At 63.8% G+C, this 24188-nt stretch carries 16 protein-coding genes and 1 pseudogene; 3 read left to right on the top strand and 14 right to left on the bottom strand.

Annotated elements, in window-relative coordinates; translation table 11 throughout:
• On the top strand, positions 1–649 hold a 649-nt coding region (locus tag AC4HIX_RS19650; RefSeq protein ID WP_490400233.1), incomplete at its 5' end, for a hypothetical protein.
• 9 nt (positions 650–658) lie between these two features.
• Here AC4HIX_RS19650 and AC4HIX_RS19645 read toward each other — a convergent pair.
• Positions 659–1501, bottom strand: coding sequence for a M15 family metallopeptidase (locus tag AC4HIX_RS19645; protein WP_490400232.1), 843 nt, complete (start codon positions 1499–1501; stop codon positions 659–661).
• Positions 1502–1683: 182 nt separating this feature from the next.
• On the opposite strand from AC4HIX_RS19645, the gene AC4HIX_RS19640 reads away from it, so the two are divergent.
• Together AC4HIX_RS19640 and AC4HIX_RS19635 are read left to right on the top strand one after the other, a co-directional pair.
• Positions 1684–2259: an OmpA family protein gene (locus tag AC4HIX_RS19640; RefSeq protein ID WP_475054668.1), complete on the top strand. Its 576-nt coding sequence runs from the start codon at positions 1684–1686 to the stop codon at positions 2257–2259.
• A gap of 44 nt (positions 2260–2303) precedes the next feature.
• Positions 2304–4466: a serine/threonine protein kinase gene (locus AC4HIX_RS19635; RefSeq protein ID WP_490400231.1), complete on the top strand. Its 2163-nt coding sequence runs from the start codon at positions 2304–2306 to the stop codon at positions 4464–4466.
• 57 nt (positions 4467–4523) lie between these two features.
• Here AC4HIX_RS19635 and AC4HIX_RS19630 read toward each other — a convergent pair whose 3' ends face one another.
• The 13 genes and pseudogenes from AC4HIX_RS19630 to AC4HIX_RS19570 form a co-directional block, all read right to left on the bottom strand.
• A complete protein-coding gene (locus AC4HIX_RS19630; protein WP_490400235.1) occupies positions 4524–5246 on the bottom strand; it encodes a PP2C family protein-serine/threonine phosphatase in 723 nt (240 codons plus the stop codon).
• A complete protein-coding gene (tagF, locus tag AC4HIX_RS19625) occupies positions 5246–5926 on the bottom strand; it encodes a type VI secretion system-associated protein TagF (RefSeq protein WP_490400230.1) in 681 nt (226 codons plus the stop codon). Before tagF ends, AC4HIX_RS19630 begins: the two co-directional genes overlap by 1 nt.
• The gene (gene tssM / locus AC4HIX_RS19620) at positions 5926–9498 is read right to left on the bottom strand and encodes a type VI secretion system membrane subunit TssM (RefSeq protein WP_490400229.1); all 3573 of its coding nucleotides are present in this window, start codon (positions 9496–9498) and stop codon (positions 5926–5928) included. Before tssM ends, tagF begins: the two co-directional genes overlap by 1 nt.
• Entirely contained in the window at positions 9495–10928 is a 1434-nt protein-coding gene (gene tssL, locus AC4HIX_RS19615) for a type VI secretion system protein TssL, long form (RefSeq protein ID WP_490400228.1), read from the bottom strand. The genes tssM and tssL overlap by 4 nt, the downstream gene beginning before the upstream one ends.
• A gap of 14 nt (positions 10929–10942) precedes the next feature.
• Positions 10943–12283 carry a type VI secretion system baseplate subunit TssK gene (gene tssK / locus AC4HIX_RS19610; RefSeq protein WP_490400227.1) on the bottom strand — a complete coding sequence of 447 codons (1341 nt, stop codon included), beginning with the start codon at positions 12281–12283 and terminating at the stop codon, positions 10943–10945.
• Between the two features lie 47 nt (positions 12284–12330).
• Complete coding sequence (tagH, locus tag AC4HIX_RS19605) at positions 12331–13818, bottom strand: type VI secretion system-associated FHA domain protein TagH (protein ID WP_490400226.1); 1488 nt, start codon at positions 13816–13818, stop codon at positions 12331–12333.
• Positions 13819–13826: 8 nt separating this feature from the next.
• Positions 13827–14129 (bottom strand): PAAR domain-containing protein, encoded by a 303-nt coding sequence (locus AC4HIX_RS19600; protein ID WP_490400225.1) that lies wholly within the window; start codon positions 14127–14129, stop codon positions 13827–13829.
• A 17-nt stretch (positions 14130–14146) separates the two neighbouring features.
• Positions 14147–14755, bottom strand: coding sequence for a DUF6931 family protein (locus AC4HIX_RS19595; RefSeq protein ID WP_475054681.1), 609 nt, complete (start codon positions 14753–14755; stop codon positions 14147–14149).
• Positions 14756–14764: 9 nt separating this feature from the next.
• Entirely contained in the window at positions 14765–16876 is a 2112-nt protein-coding gene (locus AC4HIX_RS19590; protein WP_490400224.1) for a type VI secretion system Vgr family protein, read from the bottom strand.
• A gap of 64 nt (positions 16877–16940) precedes the next feature.
• Positions 16941–20462, bottom strand: a complete 3522-nt coding sequence (locus AC4HIX_RS19585) for a type VI secretion system contractile sheath domain-containing protein (protein WP_490400234.1) — start codon at positions 20460–20462, stop codon at positions 16941–16943.
• 1029 nt (positions 20463–21491) lie between these two features.
• A pseudogene (gene tssB, locus AC4HIX_RS19580) lies at positions 21492–21989 on the bottom strand (type VI secretion system contractile sheath small subunit); the annotation flags it as partial.
• A complete protein-coding gene (locus AC4HIX_RS19575) occupies positions 21982–22812 on the bottom strand; it encodes an ion transporter (protein ID WP_475054708.1) in 831 nt (276 codons plus the stop codon). The gene AC4HIX_RS19575 and the pseudogene tssB, both read right to left, overlap by 8 nt.
• 88 nt (positions 22813–22900) lie before the next feature.
• Positions 22901–24136: a hypothetical protein gene (locus tag AC4HIX_RS19570; protein WP_490400223.1), complete on the bottom strand. Its 1236-nt coding sequence runs from the start codon at positions 24134–24136 to the stop codon at positions 22901–22903.
• Positions 24137–24188 lie beyond the last annotated feature (52 nt).

Here is a 24188-nt window from a genome sequence, read left to right as displayed (position 1 = left end):
CGGTGATGGCGGCAGCGGTGATGGCGGCAGCGGTGATGGCGGCAGCGGCGACGGCGGCAGCGGCGCCGGCGGCAGCGGTGATGGCGGCAGCGGCGACGGCGGTGCTGGTGGCGTTAGCTCTCGTGGAGGCAGTGGCGGCGGCGATGGCGAAGGCAGTACCTACGGAGGTCCATCCGGAAACGGACGGTTCTTTGGCAACCGCATACGCTCTGCTGACGAAGTGGTGGACCGTGTCGCAGGCTTCCGGAATCTGTGCGGCATTGTAGGACCCTACCTTATCGACTGCCTGGCCGAACGTTTCGAAGCTTTGGAAAAGGATTTGGCTGGCCTGCCTGGCCATGAGCCGCTGCGAGAAATCCTGCAGGATACGGCCCGGGATCTGCGGCAGATTGCGCGGGAAAACCGTGACCCCTCAAAACCAAGGGGGAAGGCGCGGTCGCTGAACAGCACTGAGCGGTCGCACCGCCCGATTGTCGCTGTCGCACCGGAACGGCAAACCGCTGCCAAGGCGCAGGCGCTGGCCGTGCTGGAGGAAGCCCAGACCAAACTGCTCAGGTCCGCGGAAAACTCGCCCACACGGTCTATTGTGCGTTATCAGAGGATTGCAGCGGCGATCGACTCCAGCAAGGTACTTTTAAGATCTGCCTGAGGCGGGTTTCTACAACAGCCCCTCAGCCAGCCACTGGTCCAGCTGGCGGCGGCTGATTTCGAAATGCATGCTGTCCTCGCGGCGAAAGCCTGCGCCCCAGACCCAGCCCTGATCGTAGAAAAAATCAGCCATGATGGTCAGCCCAAGCTGGGTCTTACCGTCGGTGAAATTGTCCAGCTTGCCGTCGATGTTAAGGTCAACCGCCAGCCCATAGCTGTGGGTGGACAACGAACTCAAGGTGCCGCGGATCCGGCGCACACACAGCGCCCCGGCGGTGTTGATGCGGGCATACAGATCGGGATCCGCCTGGCGGATGTTCTCGAAAACCACCTTCAGGCTTTCGATTGCCGGGCGCAGCATGCTGACCCGGATCGGGCCAACCTGCTCTGTCACCAGCTTTTCCTTCAGGTCCGGGTTCGTCATCGGCTGGCAGTGGTCGTTCAGATCTTGCCGCGGACGGCCCAGTTTCTCTGTCAGGTAGCGGCCGCCCGTCACCTTCAGCCCGCGGTTCACGTTCAGCCGGTCGGCAATCAGCACGACCTGGGCATAATCAAGGTCCGCGCCCTCGGTCTGGTTCCAGATCGCGGCCTCACCTGCCGCGTCATCGGTGAAAGGGGTTCCTGTGCCTGCCCCTCCCGCGGGCAGGCTGGCAACTTCATTCTGCAAATCGCTGACCCGGGCCTGCAGATCCTCGACCTGCTGGCGCAGCATCTCAATCTCGATCCGCGCGGTGGAATCCACACCGCCAGCCCCTTGGTAATCTTCCTCGCTCAGTAGCCAGCTCAGCCCGAACCAGACCGCCGGGGCCAGCACCAGGCCAATAGCAATTATGACTGCTGGCAGAACCCGCATGTTTCCTCCCGGTTCATCTGCACCCATTTCAATCCTTCGCCGCGCGTCAGTAAACCCCCTGATTACAACTTGCCGGAAACACCATGTTTTTTTCCGCGGAGGGCCTGTGCCTGCCATTGGCAGGCCGCGGGTGCTGGTATAAGCTGCAGTCCATGTTGCAACGGTAGGGGAGGGCGCTGAGCATGATCCGCCTGAAAGGAATTTTCGCAAGTATTCTGGGGGCCGGCCTGATTTTTGCACCGCTGGCGCAGGCGCAATCAAACGGCGGTGAACTGTCGGTTGAGGAAATCACCAACGCCTTCAAGAAACAGAAAACACGCGGCCTGGTGATCGTGCCCAGCAGCACGGAGCAAACCCAGGACACCGCGCAGGAAACTGCGACCGTGGCCGCCGCGGCTGAGGAATACAATCCGGTCGACCGGCAAACCCAGATCAATGTCCAGATCTCCTTTGACTTCGACAGCGCTGCGCTGCGCGCGGACCAGGCACCGAAGCTGGCCAATATGTGCGAGTCGATGAAGCTGATGGACGGCACCGTGTTCCAGATCATCGGTCATACCGACAGTTCCGGCTCCGCAGCCTATAATGAGCGGCTGTCGCTGCTGCGCGCGCAGGAAGTGCGCCGCCATCTGATAAGCTCCTGCGGCGTGCCCGAGGACATGCTCAAGGCGATCGGCATGGGCGAGACTGCCCCCTTTAACCAGAACAACCCGCGTGCGGACGAAAACCGCCGCGTCGAATTCCAGGCTCTGGGCTAAGCCCGGTTTGGACTCGCGGCGGACTGCAGGCCAGGGAGAACTACATGCTTGAATCGCGCCCTGGCGACCTGTTTCAGCCGGGTGATCTGCTGAACAACACCTACAGGATTGAAGGCCTGCTGGGGCGTGGCGGCACATCTGATGTCTACAAGGCGCGGTCGGAAATCTCCGGCAACCTGGTGGCCCTGAAGGTGCTGAAACAAGAGCTTGCCGCCAATGAGGACTTTACCGTGCTGATGGCGCGCGAGGAGAATATCCGCGAAATCCGCCATGCCGCGGTGGTCCGCTATTCGGAAAACCACCGCACGCCGGACGGCCATATCTACCTGCTGATGGATTACGTCGAAGGCCCCGGCCTCGACAAGCGCCTGAAACAGGGGCCGATGGCGGCCGAGGATCTGCTGGTGATCTGCCGCCGCGTCGCCGAAGGGCTTCAGGCCGCGCACGCCCGCAACATCGTCCACCGCGACCTCAGCCCCGATAACATCATCCTGCGCGGCGGCGACCCGGCCGAAGCGGTGATCATCGATTTCGGCATTGCCAAGGACACCAACCCTGGTGCCCAGACCATTGTCGGCAATGAATTTGCCGGCAAGTACTCCTATGCCGCACCGGAACAGATGAGCGGCGAAACCGACGCGCGCTCCGACATCTATTCGCTGGGGGCGCTGCTGCTGGCCAACTTCCGCGGCGAAGCGCCCAGGCTGGGCGCCAATCCGATGGAAGTGGTCGAAAACAAGCAGAAGCCTCTGGACACCAGCGGCGTGCCGGAACCGCTCAAGACATTGATCGACAGGATGTGCGCACCGGACCCGGATGACCGCTTCCAAAGCGCAGGCGAGGTGCTGGCGTTCCTCGACAATCCCGACGGCGGCAGCCTGGCGGATGTGCTGGACGGGCCCGCAGCCGAAGATGCCACGATCATCGTGCCGCAAACGCACCAGCCGGCACCGCCTCCCCCGCCCAAACCGGCGCCGGAGAAAGCTCAGGAGAAGAAAACCCGCGGCGGCCTGTGGGCGGCCCTTGCAGTTCTGCTGCTTCTCGGCGGCGGCGGTGCGGGAGCCTATTTCAGCGGGATGCTCGACAGCTTCATGGGACCGTCGTACCCGATTGTGCGCCCCTATTCCCTGATCGCCGAAAAACCGGCAGATGGCCCGGTGCAGATCGTCGGCAACGTGCCATCAGAGGCCACCCGGGACGCCCTGCTGGCCTTGGCGCAGGACGCGGACCTGACCCTTGCCTTCGGTGAAATCGCAGAGACCTGGGGCGCCGATGTGCTGGACACGGTGCAGCCGCTTGAGGGGCTGCGCGAATGGCGGCTGGTGGTCAGCAACAACAAGGCCCGCCTGACGGGCACAACCGACGACACCAATACTGCAGAAATGCTGAACGAACGTTTCCGCAACGGCCTTCCCGGCGCGCTGGAGGGCAAGGCGGAAATCCGGTTTGAACTGCCGATGCTGCCGGTGGCTGAGGTCAAGGCGGTGATGGAGGCCTTTGCCGATTGCGGACCGCTTGTGCGCGACGGCAACGGCCACTACGACGGCTATGCGCCCACCGATCCGATCCTGATCAGCGGGCGGGTTGCCAGCACCGGAACCCGGCTGGAACTGTTCGACGCCCTGCGTGCGCTGGCCCATGAACGGCAGGTGGTGCTGGATGTCGAAGTGCTGAACGACTCTCTCTGCGTGGTGGAGCAGCACCTGCCCAAGGCGCCCCCCGGCGGTGCGGAGGTTCAATTTGCGGTGGGCGGCTCGTCTGTCGAGCCCAACCCGTCGGGCCGCTTCTTTGTCGGGGAAAACCCAGTGATCGACGTGGTGCTGCCGGCGGATGTAACCGATGGCTACCTGACCGTCTCGGTGCTGGATGTATCCGGCAACGTGTTCCACCTGCTGCCCAATATCGCGCGGCCCGACAATGCGGTGGCCAGTTTGCGCGACGGTGCTGCGGGCGATGTGCCTGTGCGGGTCGCCTACAGCCTGGAGGAATCCTCCTCCGGCGGCGGCATCGCCTTCAAGGTGGACGACAGCACCCTGGGTAAAAGCAAGGTTCTGGTGCTGCACTCCTCGGAGCCGCTGTTTGACGGCATGCGCCCGACCTCGGAAAGCGCCGTGGGTTTTGCAGAAGCGCTGCAGGCCAGCTACGAGGCGGATTCCAGCCGCATCCGCTCTCTCGACAGCCGTATTCTGGTTACTGCCAAACCCTAATCGCAGAACCGGAAAATGAGTTTTCCGGGCGTCCTCCCGTACAGGAGAACAGCCCGCTTACATCACATCAACCACAACGGCGGTGATATTATCTGCGCCGCCGCCGTCCAGCGCGATCTGGATCAGCCGGTCACCGACAGTTTCCATAGGTGTGGCGCCCAGCACATCTTCGAGGATCGCGAAGGTGGCGTATTTCGTCAGCCCGTCGGAGCAGACCAGGAAGCGGTCGCCCGGCTCTGTATCCCCGCGGACCTTATCGATCTCCAGGTCCTCCCCCACCCCGACGGCGCGGGTGATGGCATTGGATTGCGGGTGCTGGTCGGCCTCATCCCAGGTCATCTTGCCCGCCAGCACATATTCCGCCACCGCCGAATGATCCTCGGTCAGCATCTCGATCCGGCCATCGCGCAGCCGGTAGATGCGGCTGTCCCCGGCCCAAAGGCCGACAAAGTGCTGGTTCGCCATGATCAGCGCCGCCACGGTTGAACCGATGGTGCCTCCGCCGCGGGAGGCGGCCTCCGCCCGGATCGCCTTATGCGCGGTCTGGATCGCATCCCGCAGCGCGCGCATCCGCGCCGCCGGATCCAGCCCCTGCGGGATTGTCGCGGCAGCATCGGCAATCAAGCGGCTGGCGTAATCACCCGCTGCATGGCCGCCCATGCCATCGGCCACCAGCCAGATGGCATGCTCCGGCAGTGCCAGCACGGCGTCCTCGTTGACCTTGCGCTTCAGCCCCACATGGGTTTTCGCGGTGTAACGGTATTTGCGCATCGGGTTCATCATGAAACCTTGGCCCCCGCCCAGACCGGCGCGCCAAGGTCAAACAGCCCCAGCGCCGCAAGGCCCTGCGGCAGCCCGCTGCACGCCAGCGTCCGCGGCTCCCCGTCCAGAACTGCCGTCCACAGGCTGCATCCCGCCAGCCGGGCGCCCAGCACATCGCCAGGCAAACCGGCAGGCAGCCTCTCCAGGCCATGCCTCCCTGCCAGAACCACCGCCACACCCGGATCCGGCCAGGGGCCTTCAACCCGTGCTTCCGGAGCCTGTATGTCTGCGAGTGTTTCTGCCAGGCGGTCCTTGGTCATCGTGTCCTCCAATGCATCCAGCGCCACATCCTCCAGCCGTTCAAATAATGCGGCCTCGCCGAAATGGTACAACGCCACCGCGCCCTGCCCCGGCAATCCCGCCATCAGCGTCAGCGGAAACCGGCGCCCGACGCGGTCGACCGAGGGCATCATGACGCCCATGACCTTACCCGAACCACCCAGTCCGGCGGGCAGGGTGAACCGCCAGATCGGCGCGGTCATATAGTGCGCGTCAAAGCCTGAGCCATAGGCCGCCCTGCCGTCCAGAAGAACCTGCTGCAGCCAGGCATCCCACACCCGCACAAACCCGCCCGGCGTGTTCAGCCGGAAAAAATCCCCGGCTGACGGCATCTTACCGAAGGCGCCAAAACCCGCCATCACATCGACTTCGGGCAGCTGAATTTTGCCATCGCCGGCAGGGCGAAGGGGTTGATCACCGAACCGGACTGAAGCTCAAACAGCGCCAGTCGGCCGCCCACGCGGAAATTCACCCGGCGCCGGTCCGAGACATTGGTGCGGCGCACCTCTGCCGCGTCCAGCAGCCGGAACCAGGCCCACGGCCCGTCGCGCGACATCACGTTTTCGGCGTCGCGCTTTTTCGGCAGAAGGGTAATCCGCGCCAGCCCGACCGAGCCGGGCCAGGTCACCGCCACCGGGGTTGGCGCGCCGGAGCGGTGGTTATAGGCAACCTTGGTGCCGTCGATCTCCAGCAGAACCTCCTTGGCCTTGGGGTCCAGCGCGTTGACGGTGATCTGGAACTGCACCGCGGGCTGCGCGCCGCCGGCAAAAAACGCTTCCTTGATTTCAGAGGCATATTGCATCTGCTGCAGCACCGCCTGACTGATGCCCAGATCCACGTCATTCACACGCTTCCACGTCCAGGGGCGGCTGCGGGTGTCGACATATTTCAGCAGCTGGTCATTGAAGAAGCCGTCGATCAGCCCGCCCGGCGCAAACAGCTTGGCAAAATCCGCCATCGCCACATCTGCCCGGGCTGAGCGGTTGAATGGATACCGGTTGGCCAGCGCCTGTTCGCAGAACGGCAGCACGGCGGACTGCCAGCGCGCGTTGATCGACGCCCGCGTGCCCTCAGAGGTGATCCCGGAGGAGCCCGCCGAAATCTGCGTTGCCCAGCGGGGCAGCGGGCCGCCCATGCGGCTGGCGGTCTGCTGGAACTGCAACAGTGCCTGCCCGGTTTGCCCGCCGGTGGCAACACCGGAGAAAGACATCTTGTTCAGCTCCTGATAGACCATCTGAAGCTGCCCCATCAGATCATCCAGCTGCGAGGGCTGCCCCTCTGGCCTGTTGACGAGGTCATAGAGCCACTGGAACCGCTCCTGCACATAGGCTCCGGGCGGCTTGGCCGCCTGACCAGGCGCATTTTCGGCAGAGCCGACCAGCGCCTCCAGCAGGATCTGCCCTTGGATCGACAGGTTGGAACGCGCCTCAATCGCGGCCACGTTCTGGGCGCCCGCGGCAAGAGTGCCCGCGTCCAGAAGCGATTTGTCCTCGTTCAGCCGGGTTTCTTTGCTGACGTCGGTCAGGATATTGACGATCGGAGAGGTCGGCCCTGACAGCACATTGGTCACCTCCACCGCATGGGAGAGCGACTCGAGCGGGATGATGTCGATATCGCCAAGGATCTGGTCATAACGGCTGATGTAGTCGTTGTAATAGAGGTCCAGCACATCGCGACTAAGCTTTAGCAAAACCGCCTCGTTCTGGGCGGCCCCGCTCTGTTCGCCCAGTACCCAGGCCTCGCGGTGGACACGCTCGGCGACGCTTACCGCTTCCGGCAGGAACACATTGTGGAAGCCATCATAGGTAAAGATGCCCTCGATCCCGTCATTCAGCGGCTTGCCGGAGCTGCGGACCAGCACCCGCTTGACCGACGGGCCGCCGACATCGGTGATCCGCCATTTCGGCAGGCTGGTGGCCTTTTGCGAATTGAGGATACCGTTGTAGACCCGCTGCGCCAGCGGCATTTCCGACAGGATGTTCTGCGCCTGGGCTACCAGCGGACCATTCAGCGCAATCTCCTCCATCGGCTGCGACAGCAGCGCCGTGAGGTGGTCCATCAGGTCCGCACGCAGCTGGGTGCGGGCAATGCCGGGATAAGCAATGTTTTCCCAGTCCAGCCGCATCCATTCCTTGACCAAATCCTGGTTCATCGGACCCTGCAGGCCCAGCATCAGGTAGATCTTCAGCGCCTCATACAAGGTATCGGGGTTGTTGATATTGCCCTCGATCTGCTGCTCCAGCCGCACAAGCAGCCTCGGCAGCAGGCGCTGGTTCAGAGCCGCGCGGTAGGTCTGGGCGGCCTGGGTGCCAATCACCTCGCCCTGATAGAGGCCATAGGTCATCGCCCGCTCAGGCTCCGGGTCCGACAGCACCGGATTGCCCGGCATGTCGCGCAGATTGTTCAGCGCCGCGGCCACCGGCACCAGATCGGTGTCGCCGACCGGGCTTGGCGGCAGCTGGGCCGCGGCAGCCTGATAGGCCGAGACCTGGCCCTCCGCCTGGGCAATCAGATCGGTGTTCTTGAGATAGGACCGAACCCACAGCGTGCCCATCGCAATGGCAACCAGCACGGTTGCGGCGATGGCAATCCGCCGCGTCCAGCGGTAGCGGCGCTCGACCTTGTCATCGGCAGAAACCAGCCCCGCCTCCAGGAACATCACGCCTTCGAACAGCCGGGTCAGGAAGAAGGAACGCCCGGTCCCCTGCCCCGAGCCTATCGCCTGACGTCCGATACCGAACGTCTGGGCCATACCCAGCATCAGCCGGTCAATCGGAGTGCCTTCCTGCGTGCCGGACGTGAAATAGACCCCGCGCAGCATCTGACGCTGCGCATAGCGGTTGTCCTGGAACACCTCCATCAGGAAGTCGCGGGCAACCCCGCGCATCGAGGCCACCTGCGCCGGGAAGCCGGCAATCAGCGCCCGGCGCTGATGGTCGGTCTCGGTTTGCATCTTCTCCAGCAGTTGCGCGTTGATCTGCCCCAGCAGCAGCCCGAATTCCTCGTCAAACGCAGCAATCGGCGGCCCTTCCTTCTTGCCCTTGGGCAGCGGCAGGGTGAACCCCCAGACCTGTTCGCGGTCCTCCTTGCCCAAGTTGTCGTGGAATTCCTGGAAGCCGGCAATCAGGTCAGCCTTGGTGAACAGCACATAGACCGGGAAGCGCACCCCCAGCTTTTCACGCAGCTCCGTCAGGCGATGGCGCACCGCGGCGGCATGGCTTTTCTGGGTGATCTCGTCCTGCAAGCTGAGATCCGACAGCGAAATCGCGACGATGGCGCCGTTGATCGGCTGCCGCTTGCGGTATTTCTTGAGCAGCCCCAGGAAGCCGAGCCAGGCGGCGTTGTCCGCATCCGCATCGCTCTCCTGAGTGGTATAGCGCCCGGCGGTGTCGATCAGCACCGCATCATTGGTGAACCACCAGTCGCAGTTGCGGGTGCCGCCAACGCCGCCAATCGCTGCCTTGCCCATTTTCTCGGCCAATGGGAACTGCAAGCCGGAATTCACAATCGCAGTAGTCTTGCCCGCACCCGGCGGGCCGATCATGATGTACCACGGCAGGTCGTTCAGGTGCCGGCGGCCGCCCTTGGACTTGCGCAACTCCTTCATCGCGTCCTTGAACTTGCCGCGCAGCTCGCCGATTTCCTCCGACAAAACATCATCTTCCGAGGTGTCCGCCACCTCGGCCATCTCCTCGGTCATCTCCTTGTCCTTGCGGCGCCGCCGCCAGAAGATGAGGCCGACGATGATGAAGTACAGCAGGAAGATTACCCCGATGGTGATCAGCCGCGCCATCACGCCGTCAAACGGACGCCACTCGGAACTCCCAATGAAGGGCGCAAAGAACCAAACACAGGCCGACAGCACCAACGCCAGGATCAGCAGGATGGTGTAGATCGACCGGAACAGGGGAAAGATATAACGGCGGATCATCCCTCAACCTCCTGAACCAGCAGGATTTCGATCCTGCGGTTCTTGGCCCGCCCTGCGCGGGTGCTATTGTCTGCAATCGGCTCCTTGTCCGCGCGGCCCTCAGCCGACAGCCGGTCCGGATTGGTCATCACCTTGGCCATGCCCGCCATCACCGATTTCGCGCGCGCCAGCGACAGCGCCATGTTGGACGGGAAGCGCGACGACCGGATCGGCACATTGTCGGAATGCCCTGCCACGATAATCCTGCCTTTTTCATCATTCAGTGCCTCGGCCACCCGGTTCACCGGGTTTCGGAACGCCTTGCTGAGCTGATCCGAGCCGGAGCCGAACATGCCAGAGCCGGTCAGCCGGATGATCAGCGTGTTGCCCTTCTGGAACACCTGCACGATGCCTTCCTTGATCTCCGGCTCCAGGAAGCCGGCCACCTTGGCGACCTGTTCCTCTGTGGTCGGTGCCAGCGGTGGCGGCGGCGGCGGCGGCGCCCGCCGTTCCAGCTCCACCTTGGGGCCTGAGTCGACAATGGACAGCTGCCCCACCACATTCTCCGTCTTGTTCGACAGCATCCAGCTGAGGCCAATGAACTGCAGCGCCAGCACCGCGGCGGTGGCCGCCAGCGTGATCCACACCAGCCGCCATACCGACAGCGCCTTGAACGGTTTCACCAGGCCTTCCCAATGCGGCGACAGATCGCGCTCGACGGGCCCGCGCTGGTTTCGGATGATCCGCGCCAGCGCGCCACGGATCTGCAGGTGTTTCTCGGAACCGCCCTGCTCCACCCGCAGGCGTCCTTCGAACCCCAACGACAGGCACATATAGAGGAACTCGAGCATGTCGATATTGGCGCCCGGCTCTTTCTCCAGCCGCGCCAGCAGGTCATAGAACCGGTCGCCGCCGACCACCTCGCGGTGGAAGGTCGCCACCATCGACTGCAAGCCCCAGGAGGACTGCCCGCCCCAGGGCGTGTTCAGCACTACATCGTCCAGCGTCGCGCACAGCGCATAGCGCGCGATCTTCACGGTCTGCGCGGCAATGCCCGCCTGCAAGGCGCGGTTTTCAAACGCGCGCACCTCCGCCACAACGCTCTTGCGCAGCGCGTCCGGGTCCATGTGCTGGGCCCGGTTGCGGATGCGCGAAATCAGCGCAAACAGGGTCGAGGCGCAGGCGGTCAGCTGGTTCATCCCCGTCAGCGCCATCTTCGGCGCTTTCTGACCGCTCGCAGCAGCCTGCGGTTTCGGTGCCGCCGCCTGCGGCACGCCATAGGCATCCAGACCGGCCTCGGCAGGCGCGGCGGGCTGTTCCGGCGCCGGCTGGGCCTGCGGTGTCTCCGGCTGCTGCATCGGCGCGGCAGAGCGCCGCCCGCCCGGGTTCGGCTTGATCACCGTCTTGTCGGTATCCCCCGGTTCGGCAAAGGGATCGTCATAATCAGCCATCTCAGCGCCTTCCCTTATGCATTACGGATTGCCCAAAGCTCCATTTTGAGCCCCGGATACTGTCCCGACACATGCACTGCGATTCCGCCCGAAGTGGTCATCTTGCGCCAATAGGGGCTGTCCGCGTCCATCTCGAAATAGACAACACCCGAATGATAGGGGATCTGCCGCGGCGCCACCGGCAAGGGGCGGAGCGTGATCCCCGGCAGCGCCGAGTTCACCAGCTGGCGGATCTCCTCCACCGGGCCGATCTTGGCCTGGCCGGAGAAATGCTTGCGCACGTCCTCGGCCGGGATATCGGCGCTGACCGCCAGCACAAAGCCCGCATTGCCCAAGAGCTTGCGGTCGGCAATGACGCCCACCGAGATACCGTATTTGCGCGCCTCCAGCTTTATAGGGATCGCGGTCTGCTCCAGAACCGAGCTCAGGTACTGGCGCAGCACCCGGATCACCGGCGCAAAGCATTCCATCAGGTTGTCATGGGTATAAGGCGGAAACTCCGGCGCCTGCTTTTCCGCCGACATGAACACCGACAGCTCCCCCGCCAGCCCGGCGCACAGGGTGAACAGGCGCTCGGGGTGCAGGTTCTCGATATTGCGCAGGTGGCGCACCTGCGGCAGCATACGGTTGACCACCGTCAGCAGCATGAAATCCGACACATCCGCCACCCCGCGGGCGCCGCCCGCCTCCGACAGGCGACCCGCCAGCGCCTCCATCCGGTGCGCCAGAAGCCCCTCCAGCTCCCGCAGGAAACCGCTCAGCGCAGGTGCTGCGCGCACATCCAGGCAGGACGGGATAAACGCCTGGTCCAGCACAATCTCCTTGTCCGGGCGCACCTCGATGATCCGCGCCACCGGCACCGCCAGCAGGTCGGCCAGATCATCCACTTCCAGCGCGAATTGCAGGCGCATCTTGCCCACGTCCAGCTCAACCGGCTTGCGCTCGGTCGAGGTCACATCGGTCACTTCCTGCTTGTCCGGGCGCAGGCGGCTGGCCGAGCGTTCGGCGCCGCTCAGGTCGACCTCCACCGCCCCCTGCCGCCGCTGCGGCACGGTCAGGTAGACGATGCAGTCCTTGACGGTGGACGGAACCTCCATTGCCGGCGGATGCGGGTCTGCCATCGGCACCCGGAACACCGTGCCGTCATGGGTCAGCCCTTCGCAGGACTTCACCGCAAACTGGCCGATCTTCAGCGCCTCATGGTCAATCTCCAGACCGTTCACGCCCCAGGCATAGGGGCTGAGCCGCCGCGCCAGCCCGGCAACCAGCGCCTCGTTGTAACGGTCGGACTGCTGGAAGTGATGCGGCTGCAAAAACAGCCCCTCCGTCCAAAGTACCTTGCTGTCCCAGGACACCGGGATCTCCTCTTACTTTGCAGGCACGCGCCAGAGCGCGCCGCCAATCATTCCTTCAGCCTGTCCAGCTGCTGCTTGTAAGCCCGCGCAAATTCGCGGCTGAACAGGTCGTGAAAATCATTCTCAGCCTGGTCGGAAATCTCCGCATAAAGCTGTTCGTAAACGTCCCAGTACCGTGCCTTCTTGCCCCGCAAGAGGCCGGTAAAGCCGCCCTTGTCCTCGATCTGCGCTTCCAGCGCCTTGGGGTCGAGGCGTTTCAGCACGCCCTTCAGCGCCGCCTCCATGCCGGTGACCATCGCCACCTCATGCGCCTTGATGTCCTTCAGCGCCTCCTCGGCGGCGGTTTCGGGGCTGAGGTAGCCCTTGGTCGCCGGGCGCACCATCGCCTCGATCGCCTGCTCCGGCGTGATCGAGAATTTCAGCGGATTGTTTCCGCCGGCCGAGATCATCGTCTGCTCAATGCGGAATTCCGACTTGATCGAGGTCCGCGTCATCAGGATTTCGCGCAAGCCCGTGACCAGCGTCCGCATCACCCGGCCCATTCGCGCCATGGTGCTGGCCTGATCCGCCGGGTCGATGCTGATTTCGGTGCCGGCGCCATTTAGAAAAGCCTCCAGCGCGTCCTGCGTCCCGGCAGGCGGCGCTGCTTGCGCACCCGATTTCTGGTAAGGCGGAATCTCGGGCGGTGCAGAGGGCGGGGCCTCCTGCGGCGGCGGCGAAGGCGGTGTTTCCTGGGGCGGTGCCGGAGGGGCTTCCTGCGGCGGACCCGAGGGCGGCACTTCTTGCGGCGGAGGCGGCACCTCGCGCGGCGGCTCGGGCTTGGGCTCCGGTTCCTCCGGCCCGCCGATGCCGGACAGGAACTCGTCATCCCAATCGTCCGGGATCATGCCGGACTGCGCCGCGGGCGCGGCAAACCCGTCCGAGGCGGTCGGATTGTGGTTGGCCAGGCTGGCCCCCTCGCCTTCCCGCCCGTCGCTGGCTTTCTGGAAGAACGGATCCTCCTCCTCGCCCAGCGGCGGCAGCAGTTCATCAATCGGGTCGACCGGGTTCAGCTGCGCGGGCCCCTTCGGCCCCTCGCCCAATAGATCGTCCAGGAAATCTCCGCCCGTGCCGCTGTCCTCCAGCAGCTGCAGCGGATCGGGCGCATTCGCTGCGTTGCCGTGCGATATGGGCGCCTGCGCCGCAGGTGCCGCAATCATGTCCCCAAGGTCCATCAGATCGTCGCGGATCTCCACCACCAGCTCATAGTTGCCGATGCAAAGAACATCGCCATTGTTGAGCGGCGTCGGCGTCCGGCCCAGCGGGATCTTGGAATAGTTCAGAAAGGTGCCGTTGGAGCTCAGGTCCACCACCACCACATTGCCGTTGTGATCCTCGATCACGCAGTGATTGCGCGACAGCATCTGGTCCGGATCCGGCAGCACCAGGTCGCAGCTGGCCCCGCGCCCCACCGTGAGGCTCGGCCCCCGCATTGGAACAGGGGCCGCATCGCCGGGCATCGCGCCCGAGCTTTGAAACTTCAGCGTCACTCCCATGACTGGGCCTAACCTCCCACCAGCACGGTGAATTCACCCTTGACGACCATGCCGCCGCAGGCGGTGTTGTCCAGGATCCGAGCGGCCGGCATGCTGTTGATCAGCACCGTTGCGGACCCCTTGATGATCGGGTGCGGCGCGGGCGCCGCGGTGCACATGTCGCCCAACCGCGCAGCCGGCAGCTTCCCCACCAGTACAGTTACCGCACAGGGCGGCAGGATCGGCGTCGGCACCGGCAGAACCGGCGGCGGCGGGGTGGAGGGCAGCATGCAGCCATGTAGATCCGTCAACCGGGCCTGTGGCATTCCCATCTGTTACATCCTCCCCGTTATTCCTGCGCCGCGTGCTGCGGGACTTCGATCACCTGACCTTTGCCGCCGCGCGCGATATCCAGCGCGCGCTCAACCAGCACGCCGCCGTGTTCTTCAAACTTATCAGACAATTGACCCAAGGCCACCATATTCATGGCAAAGGCCGCCGCCTCAGAGGCGCCTGCCGGGGCAGGATATTGATTCAATTCTCCGGGTCCCAGCGTTCCCGCGGCGTAGAGCACCGCAAGCGCGCAGTTCACCGTGTCATCATCCACATAGGCATGATCCAGGGTGATCCGCGCCTTGTCGCGGTTTTCCTCGCTGGGCTCGAACACCCAGGCCTCCGACGCCGTCAGCGAGGCCGGATCCTTGTCCGACCGCGGCCCGATATAGTCGCGCGCGGCCAAACAGGCCCACCACACCCGTTCCCGCGGGGGCAGCAGAACGGCCAGCACCCGCAAGAGATCGACCAGCGCGCCCTTGCGGTCCAGCTCCTCCAGCACCACCCCTGCCTGCGCCGTTGGCGGCGCCTCCAGCGGCGTCTTCAGGATCACATTTGCCCGCGACAGCAGTTTGGCCACCGGGTCGGCGGGCATCTTGATCAGCTTTTCAAATCTTGCCGACATCTGCACCACCTAGTTGATCATCGTGAGGCCGCCCTTCAGGGTCAGCATGGCCTCGCCTTTGACGGTGGTCATCGGTGCTTTGGCTTCGACCATGCCGGAGCCTTCTATCTTGATCATCGGCCCCTTGATGGTCACGCCGGAATTGTCGATCTTGACCTCCGAGGCCCCCACGGTCAGCTTGATCTCCTGGCCTGCGCTCATCGCGATCTTGCCCGCGGTCACATCGACGGTCAGATTGCCCAGCGAGACAGTCTCTGTGTGGTTCCCTTGGGCAATGGTCTCGGTCAGGTTGCCGGTATCCACATCCAGGGTCATGTTGCCGGTCTGGATGTTCTCGGATTTGTCGCCGGTCTCCACCACTTCGGTGCGGTCGCCCTGGTGCACGGTTTCCGTCATGTGCTGCTGGACCGTGAACACATAGCTCTTTTCGTCCGCCGAAGTGACCTCCGGGTCGGGCGCATCCATGCCGACCGTCACCGTCGAGCGGTCCTTGACCAGCATCTGGTGGTCCTTCTCGGCCTGAACCCGCATCAGTTCGCTGTCCTTCTTGTCGTCGAACATCAGCTCGTTATAGCCGCCGCCTCCCTTGGAGGAGTTGGTCTTGATCCCCAGCTGGGTCTGATCGTCAGGGTAGGTATAGGGCGGCATTGTTTCCGCATTGTAAAGCATGCCGGTGCAGATTGGCCGGTCCGGATTGCCGTCCTCGAACTGGATCACCACCTCCTGGCCCATCCGCGGGATCGCCACCATGCCCCAGTTCTTGCCAGACCAGGGCGTCATCACCCGCACAAAGCACGACGAAGTCTCGTTCTCCTGCCCTTCGCGGTCCCAGTGGAACTGGATCTTGATCCGGCCGTGCTCGTCGGTCCAGATCTCCTCGCCGCTCTTGCCGACCACCGTGGCGGTCTGCAGCCCCTGCACTTCCGGCCAGGGGGTCACCAGCGGCGCCCGGAACTGATCGGACTTAGGGATCACCCCGAAGGTGGCCGCATAGGTGTCGTGCTCCATCTCTTTGGGGTAGTCCATGTTGCGCGGCTTCACGTCATGGCGCATCTCGCCCGAGGTTGCGACCTCGGTCGTGCGGCTTTCCCGCTCGCCGTAATCCCAGGCCAGCTTGATGTGGTGTTCTGCATCGGTGACCAGATACTCCTGGTTATTCTCCGCAACCGGATGCTTTTTCATTGTGAAGGTATAGCCGGTGCCCAGGGTCGCCACACTGGACGCGCCGCGCCAGCGCTTGTGCTTGATCGCCTGCGCCTCCATCTGCACCCGTGTCCGTTTGGTGCCCAGGCCGGAATTCTTTCGGTAATGGCCCTGGTAATCGTAAACCTCGTAATCCTTGTGGGAATGCTTGCCCTTGGCAATGGCCGTGGCCGCTTTCAGATCCGCCGACGGGGTCAGGAAGTCGAAATCGTTCAGGGTAACCTTGCCGCGGGTCAGGATTTCCTCCTTGGCCCATTCCGAAATATGCTCCTCCCGCCGCCGGTCGCGGTCGTCGCGGGCGTGAAATTCGATCTCCGCACCGCCCTTGATTGGAGAATGGCCGCTGACGCCATCACACAGCACCAGTTTCTCGGGGCTGCTGGGGCTGGTGGTGCTGTCGAAGTAGAAATAGATCCCCTCCTCCTCCATCAGCCGGCACAGGAAGGCATAGTCGCTCTCGCGGTACTGCAGGCAGTACTCGCGCTGCTCATAGCTGTCGCTCAGCTTGTCAGTGTAGTCGCTGAACCCGTACTCGCTGAACAGCTGCTTGATGATCTCGACCGTGGTCTTTTCCTGGAACACCCGCAAATCGCTGGTCCGCGTAAGCAGCCAGAACCAGGGGCGCACCTCCGCCACATACATCTCATAGCCGTTGCGGAACCCAAGGTATTCGACCGAGATGCACAGGCCTGAGAATTGCTGCTCCGTGTCCGGGTTGCGCATCACATGCACGTTCATCGTCTTGCCGACCAGATCCTCCAGCTTGGGCTGGGCCTTGGTGGCGGCAAATTCGATGGTGGTCTCGGTCAGCTTGCTCAAGCCCTCGCGCACAATTGCGCGGCTCAGCATCAGCCCATCGGTGCTGTAGCTCCCCGACATCCAGGCGAGGTCGTTTTCATGGCCCTTGCTTACAACCATGGTTCCTCCTTTCCGCGAAGGGAACCGGGCCGGAAATCACCGGCAGTGTTCTCAAACATTCGCATCACAAATCATCCAAAAGCGCGGCGAGTTCTGCATCCATTTCCTCATCGCCGCTGCCGTCGTCGTCATCCTCGTCGTCGTCATCCCCAAACGACGCCAGCAGATCATCAAGCCCCCCGTCATCGGCATCGAAGTCCAGTTCGCCCAGATCCAGGTCGTCTTCCTCATCACCCCCGAGGTCCAGGTCATCCAGGCCGAGATCGTCCCCGTCATCTCCGCCCAAATCCAGGTCATCTTCATCCCCGCCGCCCGCAGGAGCCGCCGGTTTCGGCAGGCCGCGCGGATCCGGCGGCGAGGGCTCTGGTGCCGGCAATCCGGTCCAGGGCCCCAGAATTTCGCTGCCCTTCAAGGAATTGAAGGAGGTCAGCCGCACCTCGTCCCGCCCCTTGACCGCGCTCACCGCCATAAAGCCGCGCTCCTGTGCCAGCGCGATCTTGTCCAGGTCGATATTGCGCTCAGTGCAGGGCAGCGCCACCTGGTCGCCGAACCTGTCGTTCACGTAATGATAGGGCATCCCCCCCAAAGACATAATCTTACCCAGCTGCAGCGACGGGCCGTATTCCTTGAAGGACCGCCCCAAAAGGATCGCCACCAGCACAACCGGATTGGCCCAGAGCATACCCTTCAGGCCTTCCGCTTCGGTGAATTCCTCGAAATCAAACTCGTAGCAGGGCTCGGTTTTCTCCCCATATGGCCGCCGCAGCAAAAACCGCGGGCTGACCAGCCCCAGATGCCCGGCCTCCGCCATGCCCCGCAGCGTATCCCAGGCCTCCGCAACCAGCTTGGGCCGCTCCGCCTTGGGCGTTTTCAGGAACTCCGGCGAGATCGACGCGAAGAACGGCGCATCCACATGCGCCGCCACCCGCGCGATCCGGCCCAAGAGTTCCGCATGGGGCGGCGTTTCCTCGAACTGATACATCCCGATCAGCGCCGAATAGCCGCCGCGGCCGTTCTCCTCATCCAGCGGCTCCTCTGTCAGCAGGCGCACAAAGCCTGTCTTCGACAGATCCTCTTCCGCGGCCAGGTCCGCCGCCAGCTCCTCCGCCGAGATATCATAGAGCATCACATCCAGCGTATCGTCCGCCTCGATCGAGCGCGCCATCAGATCCAGCGAGCGCCACTGCGCTTCTACCGACTGGAACTCCGGATGATGCAGCACCAGCCGCATCGCATCCGACAGCGCCTCATCCACCGCCTTCTGCATCGCGGCCACGTCCGGATCCGGCAGCGCCCGGATATGCGGGCCGACAACCCGCGCCAGCAGGTCCTCCACCGGCGTCGCCGGACGCGGGGTAATGCCGGTGTCCTTGATCAGCTGCTGAAAGGCGCTCAACCGCTTGTCAGCAGGTACTGCATTGCCCGCCGAGGTCCGCTTGGGCGCCCGCGCCTTGGTGCCGTGTTTCTCCGCCCAGGCCTTCAGCGTATTGGCCGCATGATCCGCCGTCGCGCCGCTCTGCAGCTGCTTGCGCAGGCCCACCAGCTCCGAGAACAGTTCAACGTTTTCATAGAGCTCATCCGGATGCAGGCCGTCCAGATCCTCCAGCTTGACCGCAATCCCGGCACCCTCCTTGCCGATCGGCAGGACCAGCTCGGTGGCAAAGCGCTCGATCACATCCTCAACCGTATCCGGGTCCAGCAGGATCGCCTTGCGCGCCGCCAGCGCGTCGCCGGTTTCTAGCTGCCCCTTGGCCGCACGGCCCGAAAAATCCCCCAGCACGGCCATCCGGAACCGCTTGCGCGCCAGCTTCTGCGGTTCGGGCCGGTCCGCGCTCATAGTGCCATAGGCGAATTCCGGTTCCTCCGAAGCCTCCACCGCAGCCACGGCCTCCGGTTCGCTGCCGCCTTCTTCCAGATCCCCCAGCAGCGCATCCAGATCATCCCCGCCGGCATCCTCCGCCGCCTCATCATCGCCGCCAAGATCGCCCAGCAGATCGTCGAGGTCCATATCCCCGTCCCCGCCCATCAGGCTGTCCAGATCGGAGTCCGCATCCCCCAGACCGCCCAGCAGCGCATCGAGGTCATCCTCGGCGCTCTCCGCATCTGCGGTTTCCTCGGCTTCCGCCTCTTCCCCAAGACCAGCCAGCAGATCGTCGAGATCACCGTCGTCTTCCTCACCGCTGCCCAGATCGCCGAGAAGATCATCCAGGCTGGCGTCATCAGCCTCCCCGGCATCCTCCATGTCCAGATCCCCAAGCAGCGAGGCCAGGTCATCATCGCCAGCCCCGCCGGCAGCGGCGGCGCCGTCGTCCTCTGACCCGCCAAGCATCTCATCCAGGCTGCTGTCTTCGGGCTCCTCCGCGGCCTCATCTCCGGGCTCATCCAGATCGCCCAGCAAATCATCCAAATCATCCCCGCCGGCTTCTTCTGAGCCCCCATCGTCCGGCAGCAGCGCGCCGGGACTGCCCTCCTCAGCCGCGTCGGCCTCCACATCATCCAAATCGCCAAGCAAATCATCCAGACCGCTGTCCTCGGCGCCCGCTTCATCATCGGCACCGCTCAGAAGCGCATCCAGATCATCATCATCCGAGCCTGCTGTCTCCTCGGTCAGGTCCCCTAGCAAGCTGTCAAGGTCATCATCCCCGGCGGTGGCCTCCGCCTCGTCCCCGTTGTCCAGCAAAGCGTCCAGATCCAGGTCCGGCTCGCCGCCGCCCGTGTCTTCCGGGCTGTCCTCTTCCGCAGTCAGATCGTCCAGCACCCCGGCGGCATCCTCCCCCGCATCTTCGACGCCGTCACTGCCAAGATCGCCAAGCAGATCGTCTAGTCCGCTGTCGTCCGCGTCTTCCTCCGCAGGCGCGTCCAGGGTGTCCAGCGCGGCGTTCAGATCATCGCTGTCCTCCGCTTCCTCCGGCGCATCCAGCCCGCCGAGGATCGTCTCCAGGCCGCTTTCCTCTTCCGCAGTTTCCTCCGGCAGGTCATCGGCAAGCCCGGCCAGCACATCGTCAGAAGTCTCCCCGGCATCTGCCTCCTCCGGTGCCTCAAGGCCATCCAGAACCGCGCTCAGATCCTCGTCCGTGTCCTCCGCCTCATCCAGGCCGCCCTCCAGCAGCCCTTCCAGAACGTCATCGGACCCGTCATCGTCCTCTTCCTCAACCTCAACGGACGCAAGGCTCTCCAGCGCGCCCTCCGCCTCGCTGCCGGCGTCTTCTTCTGCAGGCGCATCCTCCAGAAGGCCGCCAAGAACATCGTCCAGGCCGTCGTCTTCCTCAGCCGCGGAAACCTCTGCATCCACCAGACTTTCCAGTGCTGCGTCAGCGGCCTCGCCTTCCTCCTCTGCCTCTGGCTCGGCATCCGCGAGGTCACTCAGAACGCCGGAAACATCTTCTTCTTCGCCCCCGTCGGCCTCCACAGGTTCAAGACTGCCCAAAGCCGCCTCCGCAGAATCATCCGCTTCGGCCTCGTCAGGCTCCAGATCAGCCAGCCCTTCCAGAATGTCCGAGCGATCTTCCGCCTCGGACGCCTCAATCTCCGCCGCGGCCAGGCTCTCCAGCGCGGCCCCGGCAGCGTCTTCGTCTTCTTCCTGCACCTCGATTGCGGCGAGATCATCCAGAACCGAAGACGCTTCCTCCGCGTCTTCAGCCTCAGGCACGTCGGCCGCCGCCAGGCTCTCCAAAGCAGCACCTGCAGGATCCTCTTCCGCCGGTTCTTCAACCTCAACAGCCGCCAGGCTTTCCAGCGCGTCCTCCGCGGCGGTATTTTCAGGCTCGTCCACCGCGGTTTCGGCAAGCGCATCCAAAACGCCGGAATGATCCTCCGTTTCCGCCTCGGCCACTTCAACGTCCGAAAGGCTCTCCAGCGCGGCTGAGGCCGTGTCTTCCGGTGTATCCTCATCCACCTCCTGCGCGGCCAGCCCGGCAAGCACCTCTCCGGACGTGTCTTCCGCCTCCTCCGGAATATCCGCCTGCGCCAGACCTTCCAGGACAGACCCCGTCTGATCGTCTTCTACGGCGTCCGGAACCTCCGCCCCCGCCAGCGACGCAAGCGCCTCTCCAGCCGCGTCGCCCTGATCTTCCTCCTGCGGCGCGGCGGCACTCAGGCCAGCCAGCACATCTGCCGATCCGTCCCCGGCGTCCGCTTCACCAGGCTCCGCCGCCCGCAGCTCGTCCAGAACGCTGCCAGAGGTATCCTCCGCTTCGGTCTCGTCCGGCGCTTCAGCCGCAAGCCCCGCCAGCACGTCACCGGAGGCATTTTCTTCTTCCGGCTCCGGGACCTCCGCCTGCGCCAGACCTTCGAGCACGGCAGCGGAGCGGTCCTCTGCAGCCGTTTCCGGCACTTCGGCCGCCGCCAGGGACGCCAAGGCATCCGCTGATTGATCCGGTTCACCAGCGTCTTCAGGCTCCGCAGCGCTCAATCCTGCCAGCACATCCGCCGAGGTGTCTTCCGGCTCAGCCTCCTTCGGAGCGGCAGAGCGCAACCCCTCCAAAAACCCGGCCGAAGCATCCTCAGGCGCCGCATCCTCCGGTGCCTGCGCGGCAAGGCCTGCCAGCACGTCGCCGCTGGTGTCCGCCTCTTCCTCCGGCAGCTCCAGATTACGCAGGCTGTCCAATGCAGCAGCACTGTCCGTATCCGCCGCCGGCGCCGACACCGCCTGCAGCAGCGACGGGTCTTTCAGGATCGTCTCGATCAGCGTCTCGGCGCCGGTCTTGCCGTCCATATAGGCCATCAGGTTCTGCAGCTGGGTGCGCGCCTCCAGCAGGGGCCGCAAGGCATCCACCTTGGCAGCAATCGCCCCGGGCGAGAAATCCGTCATGCTCTCAAACGTCAGATCCACCGCCAGATTACCCTCACCGGTCAGCGTGTTGGGCACGGTGAAAGCGGCGCGCGGCGCCAGCCCCTTCATCCGCTCATCGAAGTTGTCGACGTCGATTTCCAGGAACTTGCGGTCTGCAACAGCGGGCTGCTCCACCGTGGATTTCCCCGCCAGATCGCTCATCACCCCCATGACAAAGGGCAGCTGCACCTTCTTCTCGGCGCCGTACAGCTCCACATCATACTCGATCTGAACCCTTGGCGCCCGGTTGCGGGCGATGAACTTCTGCGAGCTGTCAGCCATTGCCCTGCCCTTTCAACTCTGCGACTTCAGCCCTGAGCGCCTTGATCTCCTGAAGCAGCTCAAGAACACGCTCGTCGATCACATCCGTCTCCGACTTCACCAGATCCCGCAGCTTCTCAAACTCTGCCTCGGCTTCCGCCTCCACCGCCGACTGCATGGTGTTGACCAGAAGACCGATGAACAGGTTCAGCACCGAAAAGGCGGTGATCACGATGAAGGGCACAAAGAAAGACCAGGCGAAGGGGAACTCCTCCATTACCGGGCGCACAATGCCCATCGACCAGCTTTCGAGCGTCATGATCTGGAACAGCGAGTAAAGCGATCGGCCCAGGGTGCCGAACCACTCGTCAAAAGCCTGCCCGTACATCATCGTCGCCATCACGCCGAACACGTAGAACACGATGGAAATCATCACGATCACCGCGCCCATGCCCGGCAAGGCGTCCAGCAGTGCCTGCACCACCGCGCGCATTTGCGGGATGACGGACAGCAGGCGCAAGGCGCGCACCACCCGCAGGCCGCGCAAGGCCGACAGGCCCTGGCTGTCCGGCAGCAGCCCGAAGGAGACCACAACAAGATCGAAGATGTTCCAGGCAGAGGAGAAGAACCGCAGACCGTAGGCAAACAGTTTCAGCGCCAGTTCCAGCACAAAGATGGTCAGAACCGCTGTGTCGATCACGTCCAGCAGCCCGCCCGCGTGCGCCCGCACCGCGGCAGAGGTGCCAAGGCCCAGCGTGATGGCGTTGAAGATGATGATGCCCAAAATGGTATTGGTCACCCAAGGGCGTTCGACGAATTCACGGGCGCGGTCCCGAAGCGTCATGCCGGTGCTGGCCTGGGTTTCCACTGGTCTTCTCCCTATTTCGCGGCCCGGCCAGCTTTGGGCCGGGCCAATCGTCTGCCGGTCTGGATCAGGCGACCGCCTTGCTGACGTTGTCTACCAGGGTCTTCACGGTCTTGATCGCCCCCATCAGCGTGGCCGCTTCCGAGGCGATCGACTTCTTGTCCAGCTCCTTGAGCTTCTGGATCGTGGTCTGGTCGTCAATCTTCATGCCGTTGCCCTCCATCAGGGCCTGCATTTCCTCCAGATAGGCCTCGCGGTCCTTCAGCTTGGCGGCCAGCTCGCTGGCGGCGCGTTTCAGCGTCATGCATTCGGCACCCAGCTTCACCCCTTCTTTCAGAGTTTTCGACGCGCGCACCTTCTTCATCAGCTTGTCCGCCGAAACACCCAGGCTGTCGGTCTTGTTGCGGGTCTTGGTGGTGTGCTCGCGGTACGCTTTGCGCGCCTTCTCGGCGTCATTCACCTTGGCCGAGATCCCCTTGACCGTGGCGTCCAGCAGGTTCTTGGCGATCGACTTGGCATCCTTGCCCTTGGTCACCTCATCGCCCATCGCCAGCGCCTTCGCGGTCAGCTTCTTGATCGCTTCAATCGGCTTTTTCACCGAAATGCCGGAGGTGTCGGTGATCCCCTGCCGCTCCGCCGCCTGCATCAGTACGGTGCCGCGCAGGGTGATATAGGCTTGGATCCCGGTATAAAGATCCTTGCGCAGCTTGGCCTCGTTCTTGAGCTGCTGATTGATCTCCATCCCCAGCTTCACAACCTCAACAACGATGGTCTTGTAAGAGGTCACATCCGCGCCGGAGGTCGCCACCAGCTTGGCAACGGAGCCTGCGATCTTGATCGTGCCCAGCCCCACCTTGAGCGTGGTCTTGACCCGCGCCTCCTTCAGCAGCTTGTCGCCTTGGGCCTCTTTCTTGAGCCGGGCCTCGATGGCTTTCTGTGCGGCCCCTTCCGCCGAATCCATCGCGTTCTTGATCGAGGCGTTGGTCGCCTGGATCATCTTTTCCGCTTCTTTCTGTGCCGCCGCCCCCGGCGTCTCCATCAGCTTGCCGACCTTGGCGTCCAGCTTCACCGCCTCTTCGGTGATCACCTTCTCATAGCGCTCCAGCTCCGCCATGCCGGCCTCTTCCAGGCGCTTCAGCTTGGTCGAGGGTGCCGGATCCGGCTTTTTCACGGTGCCCTTGGTGGTGACTTCAAACTCCACATCGACCCGGTATTTCGGCAGTTCGATGTAGTTCAGCTTGGGTTTGGAACGCACAAGATCGACAACATAGAACTTGTGCTTAACGGTTGTTGTCTTGGCCATCTTATTTCTCCCTTGTACTCATCACCCTGCGGCGCAGGCTGTGCGGCGCCGC

The sequence above is a fragment of the Leisingera sp. genome (assembly GCF_982940295.1).
The sequence above is the reverse complement of the archived record's forward strand: the minus strand, read 5'-3'. Positions and strand labels throughout refer to the sequence as shown.